General features: G+C 33.1%; 17 protein-coding genes. 16 read left to right on the forward strand and 1 reads right to left on the reverse strand.

Annotated features, from left to right (window positions below; genetic code table 11):
• Nucleotides 1-85: 85 nt before the first annotated feature.
• Nucleotides 86-1,096: a T9SS type A sorting domain-containing protein gene (locus BM239_RS11755; RefSeq protein WP_092208843.1), complete on the reverse strand. Its 1,011-nt coding sequence runs from the start codon at nucleotides 1,094-1,096 to the stop codon at nucleotides 86-88.
• Between the two features lie 176 nt (nucleotides 1,097-1,272).
• Here BM239_RS11755 and lysA point away from each other — a divergent pair, with 176 nt between their 5' ends.
• The 16 genes from lysA (at nucleotide 1,273) to BM239_RS11835 (ending at nucleotide 16,601) form a co-directional block, all read left to right on the forward strand.
• Complete coding sequence (gene lysA / locus BM239_RS11760) at nucleotides 1,273-2,478, forward strand: diaminopimelate decarboxylase (RefSeq protein WP_092208845.1); 1,206 nt, start codon at nucleotides 1,273-1,275, stop codon at nucleotides 2,476-2,478.
• A 130-nt stretch (nucleotides 2,479-2,608) separates the two neighbouring features.
• Complete coding sequence (locus tag BM239_RS11765) at nucleotides 2,609-4,552, forward strand: tetratricopeptide repeat-containing sensor histidine kinase (RefSeq protein ID WP_092208847.1); 1,944 nt, start codon at nucleotides 2,609-2,611, stop codon at nucleotides 4,550-4,552.
• Nucleotides 4,552-5,295, forward strand: a complete 744-nt coding sequence (locus BM239_RS11770) for a LytR/AlgR family response regulator transcription factor (RefSeq protein WP_092208849.1) — start codon at nucleotides 4,552-4,554, stop codon at nucleotides 5,293-5,295. The genes BM239_RS11765 and BM239_RS11770 overlap by 1 nt, the downstream gene beginning before the upstream one ends.
• Nucleotides 5,296-5,439: 144 nt before the next feature.
• Nucleotides 5,440-5,964, forward strand: a complete 525-nt coding sequence (locus BM239_RS11775) for a hypothetical protein (RefSeq protein ID WP_092208851.1) — start codon at nucleotides 5,440-5,442, stop codon at nucleotides 5,962-5,964.
• A 375-nt stretch (nucleotides 5,965-6,339) separates the two neighbouring features.
• On the forward strand, nucleotides 6,340-6,729 hold the full coding sequence (locus BM239_RS11780; RefSeq protein ID WP_143094919.1) for a hypothetical protein: 390 nt from the start codon (nucleotides 6,340-6,342) through the stop codon (nucleotides 6,727-6,729).
• 3 nt (nucleotides 6,730-6,732) lie between these two features.
• Nucleotides 6,733-7,671 carry an NAD-dependent epimerase/dehydratase family protein gene (locus tag BM239_RS11785; RefSeq protein WP_092208856.1) on the forward strand — a complete coding sequence of 313 codons (939 nt, stop codon included), beginning with the start codon at nucleotides 6,733-6,735 and terminating at the stop codon, nucleotides 7,669-7,671.
• A gap of 60 nt (nucleotides 7,672-7,731) precedes the next feature.
• A complete protein-coding gene (locus tag BM239_RS11790) occupies nucleotides 7,732-8,238 on the forward strand; it encodes a hypothetical protein (protein WP_092208858.1) in 507 nt (168 codons plus the stop codon).
• A 28-nt stretch (nucleotides 8,239-8,266) separates the two neighbouring features.
• Nucleotides 8,267-8,602, forward strand: a complete 336-nt coding sequence (locus tag BM239_RS11795) for a hypothetical protein (RefSeq protein WP_092208860.1) — start codon at nucleotides 8,267-8,269, stop codon at nucleotides 8,600-8,602.
• Nucleotides 8,603-8,814: 212 nt separating this feature from the next.
• Entirely contained in the window at nucleotides 8,815-9,339 is a 525-nt protein-coding gene (locus tag BM239_RS11800; RefSeq protein WP_218151655.1) for a RidA family protein, read from the forward strand.
• Nucleotides 9,340-9,388: 49 nt separating this feature from the next.
• On the forward strand, nucleotides 9,389-10,396 hold the full coding sequence (gene ahr / locus BM239_RS11805) for an NADPH-dependent aldehyde reductase Ahr (protein WP_092208862.1): 1,008 nt from the start codon (nucleotides 9,389-9,391) through the stop codon (nucleotides 10,394-10,396).
• Between the two features lie 176 nt (nucleotides 10,397-10,572).
• Entirely contained in the window at nucleotides 10,573-12,126 is a 1,554-nt protein-coding gene (locus BM239_RS11810; protein WP_092208864.1) for a M20/M25/M40 family metallo-hydrolase, read from the forward strand.
• A gap of 76 nt (nucleotides 12,127-12,202) precedes the next feature.
• Nucleotides 12,203-12,610: a nuclear transport factor 2 family protein gene (locus BM239_RS11815; protein ID WP_092208866.1), complete on the forward strand. Its 408-nt coding sequence runs from the start codon at nucleotides 12,203-12,205 to the stop codon at nucleotides 12,608-12,610.
• A gap of 194 nt (nucleotides 12,611-12,804) precedes the next feature.
• On the forward strand, nucleotides 12,805-13,845 hold the full coding sequence (locus BM239_RS11820) for a hypothetical protein (protein ID WP_092208868.1): 1,041 nt from the start codon (nucleotides 12,805-12,807) through the stop codon (nucleotides 13,843-13,845).
• A gap of 2 nt (nucleotides 13,846-13,847) precedes the next feature.
• Entirely contained in the window at nucleotides 13,848-15,263 is a 1,416-nt protein-coding gene (locus tag BM239_RS11825) for an MBOAT family O-acyltransferase (protein WP_092208870.1), read from the forward strand.
• Nucleotides 15,264-15,351: 88 nt separating this feature from the next.
• Nucleotides 15,352-16,071: a DUF6090 family protein gene (locus BM239_RS11830; protein ID WP_143094920.1), complete on the forward strand. Its 720-nt coding sequence runs from the start codon at nucleotides 15,352-15,354 to the stop codon at nucleotides 16,069-16,071.
• A gap of 137 nt (nucleotides 16,072-16,208) precedes the next feature.
• Complete coding sequence (locus BM239_RS11835; protein ID WP_143094921.1) at nucleotides 16,209-16,601, forward strand: cupin domain-containing protein; 393 nt, start codon at nucleotides 16,209-16,211, stop codon at nucleotides 16,599-16,601.
• Nucleotides 16,602-16,608 lie beyond the last annotated feature (7 nt).

A 16,608-nucleotide genomic window follows, 5' to 3' on the forward strand; every position in this document is an offset into this window, starting at 1 on the left:
ATTAAATTTTTAGTTGCACAAAAGTAATCAACCTAACGCTTTTAACCAATAATTTTTAAAAGTTGTTTTCGGATAGATTAAAAAATTATTTCTTCAAAAACTTCTTCGTTAAAAGTCCATAATCCGTTTGAACCGTAAGGAGATACAGACCACTTTGTAATCCTGATACATCTAAATATTTATCAAACCCGTTAGAATTTAAAATAATCCGACCATTAATATCTAAAATACGAATAGATTTAATAGCCTTAGGGACTTGATATTGTATGTTTAAAACATCATCCACCGGATTTGGAACTACTTGAAACTCATTAGTAACCAACTCATTGTTTGGTGTTGATAAGGGATTGGATAAGAAACTTTCCATAAGCGTTACCGTTTCGTTAATTCCAGCAAAATCAAACACTATTACCGCTGTATTAGATCTGAAAACCAGATTTCCATTACTATTATCATAATAGTAATAGGATGTTTGCGTTACAGTTCCATTAAAAATAAATACAGTTAAGGTTAAATCTTGAACCACTTTAAGTCTAGTAACAAGACCGCTATAAGCGCCTTCACCAACATCGTTCATATTTAAGGTTCCATGTGCATCAACCGTAGTTGTTATAGAACCTGTAAAATCTCCCGAAGCAGCATCACTTATAAAACTGCCAGCAACAGCATCTGTTATTGAATTGTTATAACTTAAAGGAAATGTGCCTAAAAGCGCATTATCGCTATCATAATTTAATTCAAACCCAGCTGCTGAAACACCTGTAAAAGAAAAAGCGCCAGACATTTCTTCTTTAGCTAAAATATTATTTACATCCATTGAGCCAGCTGTGGTTATTGATAAAACTTCAGTAGTGCCTGGATACGTTGTTAATTGTCCAGCATTAGGTGCTGCATAGGTATCGGTATTGGTACCTACCGATGTTAAATTTGTAAAATTCCAAACTAAATTAGCTCCTGTTGCACTTTGGTCAATGGCTGGAGTAGATTCTACTATAGCATAGGACGACATAGGAATACTAAAAAAGTTATTAATTGGTGCTTGGGCATAACCAGCAAAGGATAGTACTAATGATAAAGCGAGTAATTTTTTTTTCATGTTATAATATTTTAATTAATAGCGGGTTAAAGGTACAAAAACCTAATTGGTAATTCGTTAAAAAATAGGAAACCTAATTTTTAACAAGACGTTATGACTAACAGGACAATTATAATGATATGTTACGTCAAATACTTTCTTACCTTTACCGCTTTTTAAAAATTAAATTATTCACAATGGAAACAAACACTTTATTACAAATTGCTAAGGATTATGGTAGTCCTATTTATGTTTATGATGCTGAAAAAATAGTATCACAGTATAAACGTTTAGACACAGCATTTAATAAAGTGAAACAGGTAAGGATAAATTATGCTGTAAAGGCGTTATCTAATATTTCCGTATTGAAATTAATGAAAACGTTAGGATCTGGACTTGACACCGTATCTATTCAAGAAGTGCAACTAGGTTTAAAAGCCGGTTTTTTACCAGAAGAAATTATCTATACTCCTAATGGTGTATCTTTAGATGAAATTGAAAAAGCTGCAAAATTAGGCGTTCAAATAAATATTGATAATTTATCCATATTAGAACAGTTTGGTACAAAACACCCTAAAACACCTGTATGTATCAGAATCAATCCACACGTCATGGCTGGTGGTAATACCAATATTTCTGTTGGTCATATAGATAGTAAGTTTGGTATTTCCATTCATCAAATACCACATATTTTAAGGATTGTTGAAAACACCAATATGAATATTAATGGTATTCATATGCACACCGGAAGTGATATATTGGATATTGACGTGTTTTTATATGCGAGTGAAATTTTATTTGAAACAGCCAAAAACTTCAAGAATTTAGATTTTATTGACTTTGGATCAGGATTTAAAGTACCTTATAAATCAGGTGATATAGAAACTGATATTGAAGAATTTGGGAAGAAGCTTACCAAACGTTTCAATGGGTTTTGTAAAGAATATGGTAAAGACCTAACACTTGCATTTGAACCTGGTAAATTTTTAGTAAGTGAAGCTGGCTACTTTTTAACGAAAGTAAATGTCGTTAAGCAAACAACATCCACGGTTTTTGCCCAAGTAGACTCTGGATTCAATCATTTAATTAGACCGATGCTTTACGGCTCACAGCACGAAATTATAAACCTATCCAATATAAAAGGACGTGAACGTTTTTATTCTGTAGTAGGTTATATTTGCGAAACCGATACGTTTGCTAACAACCGACGCATTAACGAAATTACAGAAGGTGACATTCTCGCTTTTAAAAATGCTGGAGCTTACTGCTACTCTATGGCTTCTAACTACAACTCACGTTACCGTCCAGCTGAAATATTATGGCATAATAAAGAAGCGAAACTAATTAGAAAACGGGAGACTTTTGATGATATCTTAAATAACCAAATTGAAATTAGCTTATAATTTAAAAGCGTTACAATAATTGTAACGCTTTTTTTTGTTCCCTTTTTTTATTCTTTTCTTATCATTAATCAGAGAATTTTACTACATTTATAAATCCTTCAAGTCTTTATAATAGCCTTAAAAAAGACTTATGACCAATAAAATCACCTTACTAGTAGCGCTACCCTTTGTAGCATTGTTTTGTTATACCCAGAATATATTGTCTCAAAACATTTCTAATGCCAAGATAGACAGTCTTTCGGTCATCCTTAATATTGAGAAAAATCATGAAAAAAAATTAGAAATTTTAAACGACATGGTAGCCATTGCTTTCCAGTCGGATTTAGAATTGGCCAAAACATATGCTAGAAAAGGGGTTTATATTGCGGAACAGAGTAAGCATAAAAATTGGCTTCCTAAGTTTTACGAAATGCAAGGCCGTATGCATGCCAATCTTTTAGAATTAGATTCCGCAACAGTAAATTTTAATAAAGCTTTAAAAGGCTATACCGAAATTAATGACAAAAAAGGTCAAGCCACAACCTACTTTAAAATTGGTTGGGTTCATAAACGTCAAGGTCAGATTGAAGAAGCCCTAAAAGTTGATTTAAAAGCTTTAAAACTTATGGAAGCTATTGATGATAAATTAGGAATTGCTGGTGCTTACAACAGAATTTCAGAAGACTTAACCAAACAAGGCCGTCATCAAGAAGCACTTGAATACGCACTAAAAACAATTGCATTCTGCAAAGAAAATAATTTGGAAATAGAGCTAGCTTATGCCTACACAGCTGCAGGTGACACTCAAATTGCTTTGGGAAATAGTGAAGCAGCTTTCGGTTATTACAATGAAGCTCTAACTTTAGCAAAATCCCTTGATTTTTCAATTTTTAGCATCATTAATTTCTCCAACAATCGTGCAAATGCTTTAAAACGAATGGGAAATTATCAGGAAGCAAAAACAGCCTATGAACAGGCATTAACCCAAGCCGAAGCCGTTAATTATGGTAATGCCATTTATGTTATTACAGGAAATTTAGGCGAAATAAATCTATTATTAGGTAATTATAACGACGCTTTAAAATACCAATTACAAACGGTAGCCTCACAAGAAGCTGAAGGCGATGTATCCAATTTAACAGAAGGTTATCATCATTTAAGTTCTATCTACGAAAAGCTAGAAAATTACCCAATGGCTTTGGAGTTTCAAAAAAAAGCGCTTGTTATGCGTGATAGTACCGCAAAAATGGAAAGTGACAAAACCATGTCTCAACTAATGACACAATTTGAAACGGAAAAGAAAGATCAAACTATTAATGCCCAAAACACCCAAATTGCCCAGCAACGCAAAACTCAAATCCTATATATAACCATTGCTATTATTTTAGCATTCAGTTTATTAGGCATGTTATTTAGTTTTAAAAATATTCGAAAAAAGCGGCAAGCCTTACAAGTTCTAAATGCTGAATTAGACACCAAAAATAAGCAGAATGAATTACTACTAAAAGAAATTCATCATCGTGTAAAAAACAATCTGGAAATGGTTAAAAGCCTAATAGCTTTACAATCTGCACAATTGGAGGATTCTGCTACTAAAGACGCTATGATAGCCAGTCAAAATCGGGTGCAATCAATGGGTATTATTCATCAAAAACTCTATCAAGGCACGAATTTAGGCAGTATAGAAATGAAGGATTACTTCTTAAATTTAAGCGATGGTATTTTAGACTCTTTTAACGCAGAAAACAAAGTCAAAATAGAATGCGCCATGGAACAGCTAGAGTTGGACGTAGATACAGCCGTTCCTATTGGGTTAATTGTAAATGAACTACTTACAAATGCTATTAAATATGCATTTCCTAATTCTGAAACAGGTAAAATATCAATTCAATTAGAGCAAAAAACTACTGACACTCTTCATCTAAAAGTTACGGATAACGGCATTGGCAAAGTGTCTGGTCTAGCACCAAAAGGTACTGGCTTTGGGTCGCAACTCATTCATTTATTAACCCAACAGTTAAATGGAACCATGCAAGAAGACAGTAATAAAGGGACAACTGTATCATTTCAATTTAAATATCAAAAAGCAGCATAATGGAACAACCGATAAAAATATTAATTGTTGAAGATGAAATGATAATTGCTGCAAATATTTCATTACAACTTACTAATTTAGGTTACGATGTAACCGGTATTATTCCTCGAGGCGAAGAAGCGCTTATTCATATTAAAGAAAACAAACCAGATATTTTACTATTGGATATTCAGCTAAAAGGTGCAATAGATGGCATTGAAATGGCACAAATTATGCAACAAGATTATGATATTCCCATTATTTATTTAACTGCTAATACGGACGATACACATTTTGAAAAAGCCAAAACAACTAATCCTCATGCGTTTATTTCAAAACCCTTTAAAAAATTAGATTTACAACATGCTATTGAACTTACCCTCCACAACATCCAAAAGGATGAATTGTTAGTGAAGAGTGGAGTTAAAAATGATATTTCGCCTTTTATACTCAGCGATTGTATATTTGTTCGTCATCATGACAAAATGGTAAAAGTGGCAATTTCTAACATCCTTTATATGGAGGCCGAACGTAACTACTGCCGTATATACTCCAAGACAAAAGAATATTTATTGGTAATGACATTAAAAGATTTAGATGAAAAATTACCCTCTAATCTTTTCTTAAGAATTCACAGGTCTTTTATTGTTAACATATCTCATATTGATGAAATAGCAACGAGTCATGTTGTTATTTCAAAAAAAGCAATTCCTTTAAGTAAAAGCCTAAAAGAAGAATTACTTAACAGATTACATACAATTTAAAAACCTTGGATAAGTAAAACATTGCTTTCGGACAAACACAGGCTATTTTCATCCTAGACCACTTGCCCCTTTCATTGATTATCAGTTATTTAGAGCAACACAGAATGTGTACCGCTATTAATTAATCTTTTAACACTAGTAATCATGAAAAATTTAAAAACTGCATTATTATCGGCAATTATGTTAGTATTAATGCCATTTGCTTCAAACGCACAAGAAAAAAACGTGACGTTAGATTTTGAAAATGCGTCAACCAACATGAAGCTTATTCAAAAATACACCAACGCTCTACAAAAAGGCGACGTGGCCACTATGAACGCCCAGTTGCACCAGGATGTTATGATTTATGGTCTAGGTGGTGGTCTAGATTCTTTAAATATGGAACAACATAAAGCTTACTATACCAATAGCACTTCAAATTTTAAACACGAAATAACACAAGATTTATACCTCCCTGTTAAAGTAACAAACAGCTGGAATGAAGGCGAGTGGACACTATCATGGGGACTCAATACTGTTACGGACAAAAAGTCTGGACAAAAAATTGAAATTCCTTATCACACAGCAAGTTTAGTTGTTAATGGTAAAATTATGATGATTAGGTATTATTATGATATGGCCAATATTTTGAGCAAAATAGGTTGGACACTTACTCCACCAAAAGGCTAAAAAAAGGTTTTACTGGATATTTAAATTCTTGATAATCAACAAACAAAACTCAAGCTATTTGAGTCATATCAAGTATAAAAATTAAAACCATATTAAAAGATGTCAATTTTTTTAAGGACTGTCTTTGTTTGAGTTACAAACCGAAAAAAGCAAACAAATTCCTATCCTGAAACTGGAACAACAGTAAAAACGACACAAACAGGTAGATACAATTTTTAGAGGGAATTACGTAAGCAAACAATTCATTTTTTCAGGTTTAATGTAGTTATTATAACCCGTTATTATATAGAGAAGCACTTACTAATCTGCCTGTTTTTTTTCAACATTAAATAGTTCGTAATTATGAAATACTTTTTATCAATAACATTTCTGGTTATGGCAATAAATACAAATACCATTTACAGCCAATCAGATATTGAAGAATCAGACAGAAATCAATTAGTATCATTTTATGAGGCTTTATCAAACAACGTGATAACCGCAGAAATCCTTCAAACGCATATACCAAATTTAAAACTACTATCTGAAACTACCGATTCAAAAAATCAAAACAAATACACTATTTCAATTGAAACAATCCTACAAAATCAGTGGTCTCAAGTCGCCATTATAAATTTAAAAATGGAAATGATAAAAAATCATATCATCCAAGTTTCTGGAGAATTTACAGGGCGAGAACTCCTGGAATGTGAGTTTATAACAACCGAGTTTAAACATATATGGGAAAAAAATGATAAATCAACATATAAAATAGTAAAACAATAAAACATGAAAAAAGTTGGCATCATAGGTGGTTCAGGCTTTATAGGAAGTCATATTACCAAAACATTTCTAGAAAACGGTTTTGAGGTTAAAGCTTCAACAACAGATATTTCAAATGAAATAAAGTATCAGCATTTAATGAACCTAAAAAATGCTGAAAACTTACATATTAGCGAGTTAGACGTAAGAGACAAACAACAACTGAAACAGTTTATTTCTGATTGTGATGTAATAATTCACAGTGGAACACCATTTCAATTAGATTTTAATGATGCAAAAACAGAGTTATTTGACCCTACCATAAAAGGTACCGAAAACTTTTTAGCTGTTGTTAAGGAAATGCCTACAGTGAAAAAAGTAGTTCTTATTGCCTCTGTTGCAGCTTATAACACCAACTTTCCTTTACCTGCTGGTAATAAGTTAGCTTCAGATACTTTTAATGAAAAAGACACACCATTTTTAAGCGAAGAAAGTCATCCTTATGCCCAAGCAAAATTTATGGCAAACCAAGTGGTAAATAATTTTATTGAAAGTCATCCTAACCTAGACGTTGAAATAACCAGTTTATCACCAGTTGGCGTTTTTGGAAAGTCTATGTCCAAACGTGAAGACTCGACCTCAACAGGATTACAGCTTTTAATAAAAAACAATTTAGCTCCAAATCCATTTGTACAAATGCTTTATGATACTAATGTAGAAATGGCTATTGTAAATGTAAAAGATGTAGCAGCTGCTGCTTTTAAAGCTGCTACTATTTCTGGATTACATGGTAAAAACTATTTATTATCAAGTGAAACCTATCCAATGTCAGACCTTAACTTAATGTTAAATAACAAGGCGCCTAAAAACCTACCGAAAATCATTTATCAAAACCAACTTGCTGAACACGATTTGGGATTGCCTTTTCAGTCTGTTAAAACAACTTTAGAAGAATATTCCATGTAACAAACAACTATTTTCTAATAGCCGTATCACTAACCAAAAGGTTATTACTTAAAACATAAAATGAAAAAAATTACGCCATTCGTCATTACGGTTTTGTCTTACTTTTCAATTTTTGGACAAACAACCAATGAAAAATATGTAAATGATGTAAAAACCATAGAAAACATCATCAATGCTTACTACGAAGTTGTTTCGGGCTCAAGCACAGATCCTTGGCAATTTGAAAGAGACAAATACATTCATGCAGCGCATGCATTAATTACCCGAATAGATGAAAATGGAAAAGCTCAATCGCACGCACTGGAATCAGAATATGTGCCCATGGCGTTGTTACCAAAAGAAAGTTTTTACGAAAAAGAGCTAAAAAGAACCATAAGCCAATTTGGTAATATCGCTCAAGTATGGAGTGCTTTTGAAATACGCACAAATCCTGAAATTGAGACTAACATAAGAGGTTTAAATAGTATTCAATTGCACTATGAAAATGGCAGATGGTTTATTGATAGTTGGACTTGCGAAATGGAATTTGATAAAAATAAATTAGTGACCGAATTTTTAAATAAATAATCGTAATAAAAATTTGAAATATTAAATCATGAAGAACCCATTAACCAAATGGACCAAAGCAGAACTTAAAATTTACATACTCCTGCTTTGTGCTAAAATAGACCAAAATGAATCTGCGGAAGAACTCACTTTAATCAAATCTAAAACAACCGATGAAACCTATAACAAACTCTACAACGAATTTTGTTGTGATGATGAGGACGGTTGTTTTGAAAAAATTGAAGACGCCATTAATTACCATGAATACTCACCTAAAGAACTCTTTTGGTTAAAACAGGAAATCTTGGAGGTGTTCCATTCAGATAAAAAATTTGTCATGAAGGAAAGGTATCTGGAGAAAGTATTTGATAATATTTTGTATTAGACTATAAACACATGTAAACGAACACATGTAACCAAATTTAACTCCATCTCTTTTCTATATATCATTCCTCATTACAATAGTTTGTTGTGAGGACTCAACCAAAATAAAAAAAGCCATGAACTCTATAAATCCAAACTTCGGAAAAACAGACAATTAAATTTTAAAACGGAGCATTAATATTTAAAACTAATAATCATTAAAACCCAATTAAAATGAAAACAACAAAAAACTATCTATTAGGAATTTTTTTAACTACAACAGTTTTATTCTCAAGCTGCAATGAAAAACAAAAAACAGAAATACAGGAGGAAAAAACTGAAACAATTGAATATAAAGAATTGGATGAAACACCAGAATACTTCATGTTGCGTCCAGAAGTAGAAAAAGCATATGGGTATTCGCACGCCGTAAAAATAGGAAACTCTATTAAAGTTTCTGGCGCTGTTAGTATGGATAACGAAGGGAATCCAACAGCCATTGGCGATTTTGAACAGCAAATGAAAAACTGCTATGCTGATTTGGATAAAATTTTAAAACATTATGGCTGCACGTTTGATGATGTGGTTGTAGAAAATGTGTTTACAACCAATATGCCCAAATTTTTAGAGTTTGCTGGTTATAGAACTGAAATTTATAAAAATCATTTTCCAACAGGGTCTTGGCTTGGTGTAAAAGAATTAGCTATACCAGAATTTTTGATTGAAATAGAATTGGAGGTTCATAAAACCCAGAATTAAAATATTGCAATATGAACTGTAGGATACTCGTAATTTAAAACACATAAAAATGAAAGTAAATGCATACGCGGCTTTAAAGCCAAATGAAAAATTAGAATCCTACTCTTATGAATTAGGTGAATTAGGATCTGAACAAGTAGATATTAAAGTTGCCTATTGTGGCATCTGCCATTCTGATTTAAGTATGATAAACAACGAATGGGGCATGACGGAATACCCAATCGTACCTGGACATGAAATAATTGGCGAAGTAATTGCCGTTGGTAAAGCTGTGAAAAATTTAAAAATAGGTGATAAAGTAGGACTTGGGTGGATGTCATCTTCCTGCATGAGTTGCGAGCAGTGTATGGATGGTCATCATCACTTATGCTATGATGGTGAATCTACCATTGTAGGAAGAAACGGTGGTTTTGCTGATTATGTTCGTGGACACTGGTCTTGGGCAATTCCGCTTCCCGATACTATTGATATGAGTAAAGCAGGTCCTTTATTATGTGGTGGAATTACCGTTTTCAGCCCAATATTGTTAGGTGGTGTAAAGCCAACGGATACCGTTGGTGTAATAGGCATTGGAGGACTTGGACACATGGCTATCAAATTCTTAAAAAATTGGGGATGTGAAGTGGTTGCTTTTAGCTCAAACCCCTCTAAAAAGGAAGAAATTTTAAAAATGGGAGCAAGTAAAGTAATCAATTCCACCTCTCACGAAGAATTAGAAAGTATCACCGGAAAACTAAACTTTATTATCAATACAACCAATGTAACCTTAGACTGGAATTCTTACCTAACAGCCCTAGCACCTAAAGGAAGGTTTCACACAGTCGGTGCCGTTTTGGAACCTTTGGCAATTCCTGCATTTAGCTTAATTATGGGAGAAAAGACGGTTGGCGGTAGTCCAATAGGCAGTCCTGCGTTGACTAAAACCATGCTTGATTTTTGTGTAAGACACGCTATTTATCCAGATGTTGAAGAATTTCCTATGACGAAAGTCAATGACGCCATTGAACATTTAAAAACAGGAAAGGCACGATTTAGAGTGGTTCTTAAAAACGAATAAGGTTTCACGGTATCGCGAAAATTTAAACTCATCAGATTTCAATTTCAGTTTACACGGTGTTCCTAGAAAATAAATCCATACCATTAAGTGCTTTATGGGTAACAACTGAAGATTGAGTTACAAAAATGGGAAACTGAAAACCATAAAAACTTCAAACAATCATTAAACACAAAAAAATGAAAACAATATCGAAAATTCTTATCACTGCATTCCTCTTAATAGGATTAGTTGTTAGAAGTCAAACAGTGCCACAAGCACTCGCCAAAATCAATACAGAAGGTTTTCAGAAATCCCAAGTCATGAGTCTCATTACGGACCTTTCTGATATTTATGCACCGCGATTAACAGGCACAAATCAATATTATTCGGCAGCGTTATGGGCCAAGAAAACCATGGAAGATTGGGGAATGGATAAAGTCTATTTCGAAAACTATTGCGATGATTGCATGGGCTGGGAAGTCAAATCATTTAACGTAGAAATGATAGAACCCACTTATATGAAAATTCAAGCCTATCCGTATGCGTGGACAGAATCCTCTAATGGCGAACAAATAAGCAATTTAATTTGGATTGAAAAATACGCAGATTTGGAACAAGTAAAACACAAATGGAATGGAAAATTAAAGGGAAAAATAATACTGATAGGTTCGGCTCCTGATCAAGATATGCTATTTGACACTTTGTCAAAACGTCATGCTAAAGAGCAACTTGAAGAAGCTAAAAAATCCATTACACCTGTGGTTGAAAAACCTTTAGGTCCCTCTTCTGGAGATCTTGATTTGGTTAAAGATTTCGACATTATTTTTAAAATGTTAGCCCAAAAAGACGATGCGTTTTTTGCTTATTTAAAAGCAGAAGGCGCATTGAGTGTTTTAGGAACCACTCCAAAGTTTCCTGGAGTTATTCATCCAAGTGGGACCTATAACTACAAAGCTAGTAATGACAAACCAATTCCATATTTCGCTATTGCTCCGGAAAATTTTGGGAAATTAAAACGTTTAACAGAAAATGGACATTCCCCTAAAATTAAATATCATTTAGATTCTGAATTGTATCTAAAACCTGAAAACAACGTCAATATTTTCGGCGAAATAACAGGCTCAGATCCAAAATTAAAAGATGAAGTGGTAATGATTGGTGCCCATTTCGACTCATGGCATAGCGCTTCGGGAGCCACTGATAATGGTGCAGGTTGCGCAGTCATGATGGAAGTCATGCGCATTATTAAAACATCCGGATTAAAACCAAAGCGAACAATAAGAATTGCGCTTTGGGGTGGTGAAGAACAAGGGCTTGTAGGTTCCAGAGCTTATGCAGAAAGTCATTTTGGGAAAATAAAGGAATCAACCAGAAAAAAGAATGTTGAAACCATTTCAGCCTATTTAAATATGGACAATGGTGCTGGTCAAATGCGTGGTATCTATTTACAAGGAAACGAAGCTGTACGCCCAATTTTTGAAGACATGTTAAAACCATATACACATTTGGATGTTAATAATCTAACCATAGAAAACACAAATTTTACAGACCACGAAGTTTTTGATTTTTACAAAATCCCTGGATTTCAAATCATTCAAGATCCGCTAAACTATAGTACTGTAACCCATCATACAAATTTAGATGCATTAGAATATGTTCCCGAACGCGATATGAAGATAAATGCCACAGTTATAGCAGCATTGGTATTTCAAATTGCAGAAAGGGATTTACGCTTACCAAGAGAAGACTAAATGATAATGAAAGTTAAAAAATTGAAATCGATAATTTTTAACAGTAAAAATTTAATAACTAAAATCAAAAAAAATTATGAACACAAATCAAAATATCCAAGTCATTGACAATTTATACAAAGCCTTTGCAACTGGCGATATTCCAACCGTTTTAGGTAGTATGAATCCAAATATTGAATGGAATGAAGCCGAAAGTAACTCCATGGCAGATGGCAACCCTTACATAGGTCCAGATGCCATTTTAAATGGTGTTTTTGCACGTCTTGGAGCCAATCATGAATATTTTAATCTAGCTGACATCAAGCTTCATGATATGAGTAATAACCACATATTAGCAACTTTAAGGTATGATGCTAAAAACAAAGAAACAGGAAAAACTTACAATGCTCAAGCTGCACATTTATGGTCTTTAGAAAATGCTAAAATTATAAAATTTCAACAGTTTGTGGATACCAAAAAATTAGCTGATGCTGAAACTAAATAATTTATTATAAAAGCGAATTTAATAGCTTTCATATTTTCAGTCACATATAAATTAGATAAAAATATTTCTATCTAATAACACTGATTGTTATAAACCTGCTGAACAAAATTTTGTACTGAATGCTAAATGAAGACACCCAAAAGAAATAATACAAACTAACTTAAACAGTGTCAACACATATTAAACCAAAAATTATGCATTTAAAACAATCACTAATTATTGCTATTGCTTTTAGCTTTCTGGGTTTAGCATCTTGGGAACTCTTCTGGCGTTCAGAAGGAAAAATGCCAGATCTTGATGACGATAAAAATCTTTGGGCTGTACAACGTGCTAAAGTAAATAAACTCACTAAAAGTGATGTTTTACTCATGGGATCATCACGAGTACTTTTTGATATTCAGTTAAATGAATGGGAAAGTGAAACTGGTGTTAGACCTATACAATTAGCGTCTGCTGGAGCTTCACCTTTACCCATTTTTCATGACATTGTAAATAACACAGACTTTAATGGTACTGTAATTGTTGGTGTCACGCCTGGTCTCTTTTTCTCAACCACATATCCTGGTGCAGGTCCATGGAAACGTGCGCAAAGTCGTGTTGAATATTATCAAAATCGTACCTACGCACAACGCCTAAACCATTGGCTTTCGTTACCACTACAAAAAAACCTCGCACTAGTTTCTACTACTGAAGAAGGATGGTCTGATGACATAGATTTAAAATCTTTATTAGGAACTATACAATTAGAGAACAGATTAGAGAAACCCATATTTCCACCATTCTACAATTTTGGCGACATAGATCAAGACCGAAATATGCAAATGACACAAAAAACTGTCAATGATACAGCTTTTGCAAATACTGTTAAACTGGTTTGGAAAACAATAGTAACATCAAACGATCAACCACCAGAACGTGAAGCTACAACCAGTTTCTTTGCTGATGATGCTAAAAAATTTAAAGCTAAAGACGGCAATTTAATTTTAGTGTACTGTCCTGCTTCTGGTTTGTTTAAAGAAGGAGAAACTAAATTTTTTAAAACATCGGAGTTTTGGGATAAACTCATTTTACAAACTGGTAAAAAAGGTTATCATTATGAAGATTATGAACAACTCAAAAATTTAGACTGTCCGGAATGGTCCCATTTATCAGCAAAAGATGCCAAATATTTCACCACAGAGTTGATTAAAATCATGAAAATTGATGGTGCATTGTCTCATTCTAAAACCAATTAATCATGTTATTTAACTCATTAAGTTTTATCGTATTTCTATTATTGGTTTTAGCATTATACTACCTAAAAATATTCAATTGGACTTCTAAAAAAAGAATGCTTTTAATAGCAAGTTACGTTTTTTATGGTCTATGGAATCCACCGTTAGTAATTCTTCTTTGGATATCCACGGTTGTTGACTGGACCGCTGGCAATAAACTAGCCGTTGAAGAAAATTCTCGTAAACGTAAGTTGTGGCTTCTTTTAAGTTTGTTTGTCAATTTAGGTTTTTTAGCCTTTTTTAAATACGGTAATTTTCTATTGGATAATTTTACAGTAGCCATTCATGCAATAGGAATAAATTTTGAACCACAACCCATGGATATTATTCTGCCAATGGGAATTTCATTCTATACCTTTCAAACCATGTCTTATACCATAGACATGTATCACAAAAAAATTAAACCAGCACGAACATTTTTAGATTTCGCACTTTATGTTACTTTCTTTCCGCAATTAGTAGCTGGACCAATTGTTAGAGCTCAAGATTTAATTAGCCAATTCTACGAAGAAAAAAAAGCTACAGTCAATCAATTTATTTGGGGTGTATTTCTTTTAACCATCGGTTTATTTCAAAAAGTAGTACTAGCAGATACTTTGTTAGCTGATACTTCTGACACCGTTTTTGGTTCCAAAGAAATTCTTCATGGTCTGGATGCTTGGACTGGCACTTTAGCTTTTTCGGGGCAGATTTTCTTTGATTTTGCTGGTTACTCAACCTGTGCCATTGGTATTGCCTTAATGCTTGGAATTAACTTACCAGACAACTTTAGATACCCTTATGCTTCCATTGGTTTTTCCGATTTATGGAAACGTTGGCACATATCACTATCCAGCTGGTTAAGGGATTATTTATACATCCCATTGGGTGGTAACAAAAATGGAATTACAAGAATGTATGCCGCATTAATGATAACGATGCTCTTGGGTGGTTTATGGCATGGTGCTGCTTGGACGTTTGTTATTTGGGGTGCTCTACATGGACTATACCTGATAATTGAACGGCTTTTAAGAACTAGAATTCATATAAAAATTAATTCTTTTAATGGTGTCTTGCTGGCTATACTTACCTATACACTCGTAAATTTTACATGGGTGTTTTTTAGAGCTCGTGAATTTTCAACAGCTAAAAATATGATTAATTCTATGTTTTTTATGAATACGGATGGTATCAAAATTTTACAAAGTTTTGAAATCATTAAAGTGTTTATCCTTATAAGCCTGTTGTTTATTTGTCACTGGTTCATGAGAAATACTTCAATGAAAACCGTATCGCAAAAAATATCTCCTATTTTGTTAGGAATTGTTTGGGCTATGATGCTTTTCCTTATAGCCATTTCGCAAGGTAGTGGCGAACAGTTTATATACTTTCAGTTTTAATGCAAACCTCACCTAGAAATAACCTATTTAAAAATTGTTTTTTTGAATATAAATGACGTTAAAATTCTTTCGTAAAATAAGGCAAAACATGATAAAAACTCATCAAGTTAACAAGTATCTACTTTACGCTATTGGTGAGATTATATTAGTTGTAATTGGAATTTTAATTGCTTTACAAATTAATAATTGGAATGAACTACGACAATCAAAAACTAAAGAGCGGCAATATATTGACAGGTTACTTTCAGAAAACAAACAGGATTTAATAACATTTTCAGATAATATAAAAATCCTGGAACATGGTAAACAGTCTATTATTACCTTTTCTGAAGCTTTAAAAAGCCATTCTATATCTAATGAAGCTTTAATAACATCTGCAAACAATTATTTTAAATTTGGAAGTATATATCCCGTTTTTACAGCATCTACCTCAACTTTTGATGATTTATCCAGCACTGGGAATTTACAACTCATTACTAATATCCATCTAAGAGATAGCATTGTTAATCATTATGCCAAACACAAACATGTAGCTGAATGGATTGCAGTTGCCACCAATTGGGCTTTACCTCTTGATGCACCATTTACTTACGAGAACGATGTTATGAGATTTGAGCCTAACACAGCTTTTCTATTTCCTGATAACCATATGGAAACATTAGCTACTCACTTAAAAACTAAAAAATTAAAATATATAAGTAATGCAGCAGCTCATTACTGGATAAACATGGATGCCATAACAAATTTAGAAAAACTTATTAATGATACCGAATTACTTATAAATCAGCTTAAAAATAGCAAAAAATAAAAATGTAACAGAAACTAAATTATTACTATCTTTAAAGACTTACGGGTCTTTTTTAACAGCAAAAATTAAGACTTATAACACCCATTAAATTAAAGCATCTTCAAGGCATTGATATTCTACATGAATTCGTTAAGAGTATGACAAAAAAAATACATTTACAAATTCAACTTAAAACCACCCTTATATTTCTATTCATTGGTTATTTCAGTTGTGGTGTAAAACCAAATTTACCAGATCCGTTGGAAGCTGGCTGGAATAGCAAAGCCGTTTGTGAGGTTGTAAAAAACACTCCTAAAATCCGCGTTTTAAAATGCATATTTCCACCAGGTGTAGGTCACGAAAAACATTATCACAATCCACATGTTGGTTACACACTGTCTGGAAGCCAGTTTAGAATAACCGATACTACAGGAACCCGAGAGGTAAATGTACCTTCAGGCTCAAGCTTTTCAAAAGACACGATTACCTGGCATCAGGTTTTAAACATTGGTGATAGTACAGCCGTTTTTTTAATCATGGAGCCAAAATAACAACCAA

The sequence above is a fragment of the Algorimicrobium echini genome, from assembly GCF_900115185.1.
Classification (GTDB): domain Bacteria; phylum Bacteroidota; class Bacteroidia; order Flavobacteriales; family Flavobacteriaceae; genus Algorimicrobium; species Algorimicrobium echini.

What these genes read in the sequence shown, in the direction of transcription:
- BM239_RS11755 (WP_092208843.1), bottom strand. Translation starts at nt 1,096, where the DNA reads ATGAAAAAAAAATTACTCGCTTTATCATTAGTACTATCCTTTGCTGGT.
- lysA (WP_092208845.1), top strand. Translation starts at nt 1,273, where the DNA reads ATGGAAACAAACACTTTATTACAAATTGCTAAGGATTATGGTAGTCCT.
- BM239_RS11765 (WP_092208847.1), top strand. Translation starts at nt 2,609, where the DNA reads ATGACCAATAAAATCACCTTACTAGTAGCGCTACCCTTTGTAGCATTG.
- BM239_RS11770 (WP_092208849.1), top strand. Translation starts at nt 4,552, where the DNA reads ATGGAACAACCGATAAAAATATTAATTGTTGAAGATGAAATGATAATT.
- BM239_RS11775 (WP_092208851.1), top strand. Translation starts at nt 5,440, where the DNA reads ATGAAAAATTTAAAAACTGCATTATTATCGGCAATTATGTTAGTATTA.
- BM239_RS11780 (WP_143094919.1), top strand. Translation starts at nt 6,340, where the DNA reads ATGGCAATAAATACAAATACCATTTACAGCCAATCAGATATTGAAGAA.
- BM239_RS11785 (WP_092208856.1), top strand. Translation starts at nt 6,733, where the DNA reads ATGAAAAAAGTTGGCATCATAGGTGGTTCAGGCTTTATAGGAAGTCAT.
- BM239_RS11790 (WP_092208858.1), top strand. Translation starts at nt 7,732, where the DNA reads ATGAAAAAAATTACGCCATTCGTCATTACGGTTTTGTCTTACTTTTCA.
- BM239_RS11795 (WP_092208860.1), top strand. Translation starts at nt 8,267, where the DNA reads ATGAAGAACCCATTAACCAAATGGACCAAAGCAGAACTTAAAATTTAC.
- BM239_RS11800 (WP_218151655.1), top strand. Translation starts at nt 8,815, where the DNA reads ATGAAAACAACAAAAAACTATCTATTAGGAATTTTTTTAACTACAACA.
- ahr (WP_092208862.1), top strand. Translation starts at nt 9,389, where the DNA reads ATGAAAGTAAATGCATACGCGGCTTTAAAGCCAAATGAAAAATTAGAA.
- BM239_RS11810 (WP_092208864.1), top strand. Translation starts at nt 10,573, where the DNA reads ATGAAAACAATATCGAAAATTCTTATCACTGCATTCCTCTTAATAGGA.
- BM239_RS11815 (WP_092208866.1), top strand. Translation starts at nt 12,203, where the DNA reads ATGAACACAAATCAAAATATCCAAGTCATTGACAATTTATACAAAGCC.
- BM239_RS11820 (WP_092208868.1), top strand. Translation starts at nt 12,805, where the DNA reads ATGCATTTAAAACAATCACTAATTATTGCTATTGCTTTTAGCTTTCTG.
- BM239_RS11825 (WP_092208870.1), top strand. Translation starts at nt 13,848, where the DNA reads ATGTTATTTAACTCATTAAGTTTTATCGTATTTCTATTATTGGTTTTA.
- BM239_RS11830 (WP_143094920.1), top strand. Translation starts at nt 15,352, where the DNA reads ATGATAAAAACTCATCAAGTTAACAAGTATCTACTTTACGCTATTGGT.
- BM239_RS11835 (WP_143094921.1), top strand. Translation starts at nt 16,209, where the DNA reads ATGACAAAAAAAATACATTTACAAATTCAACTTAAAACCACCCTTATA.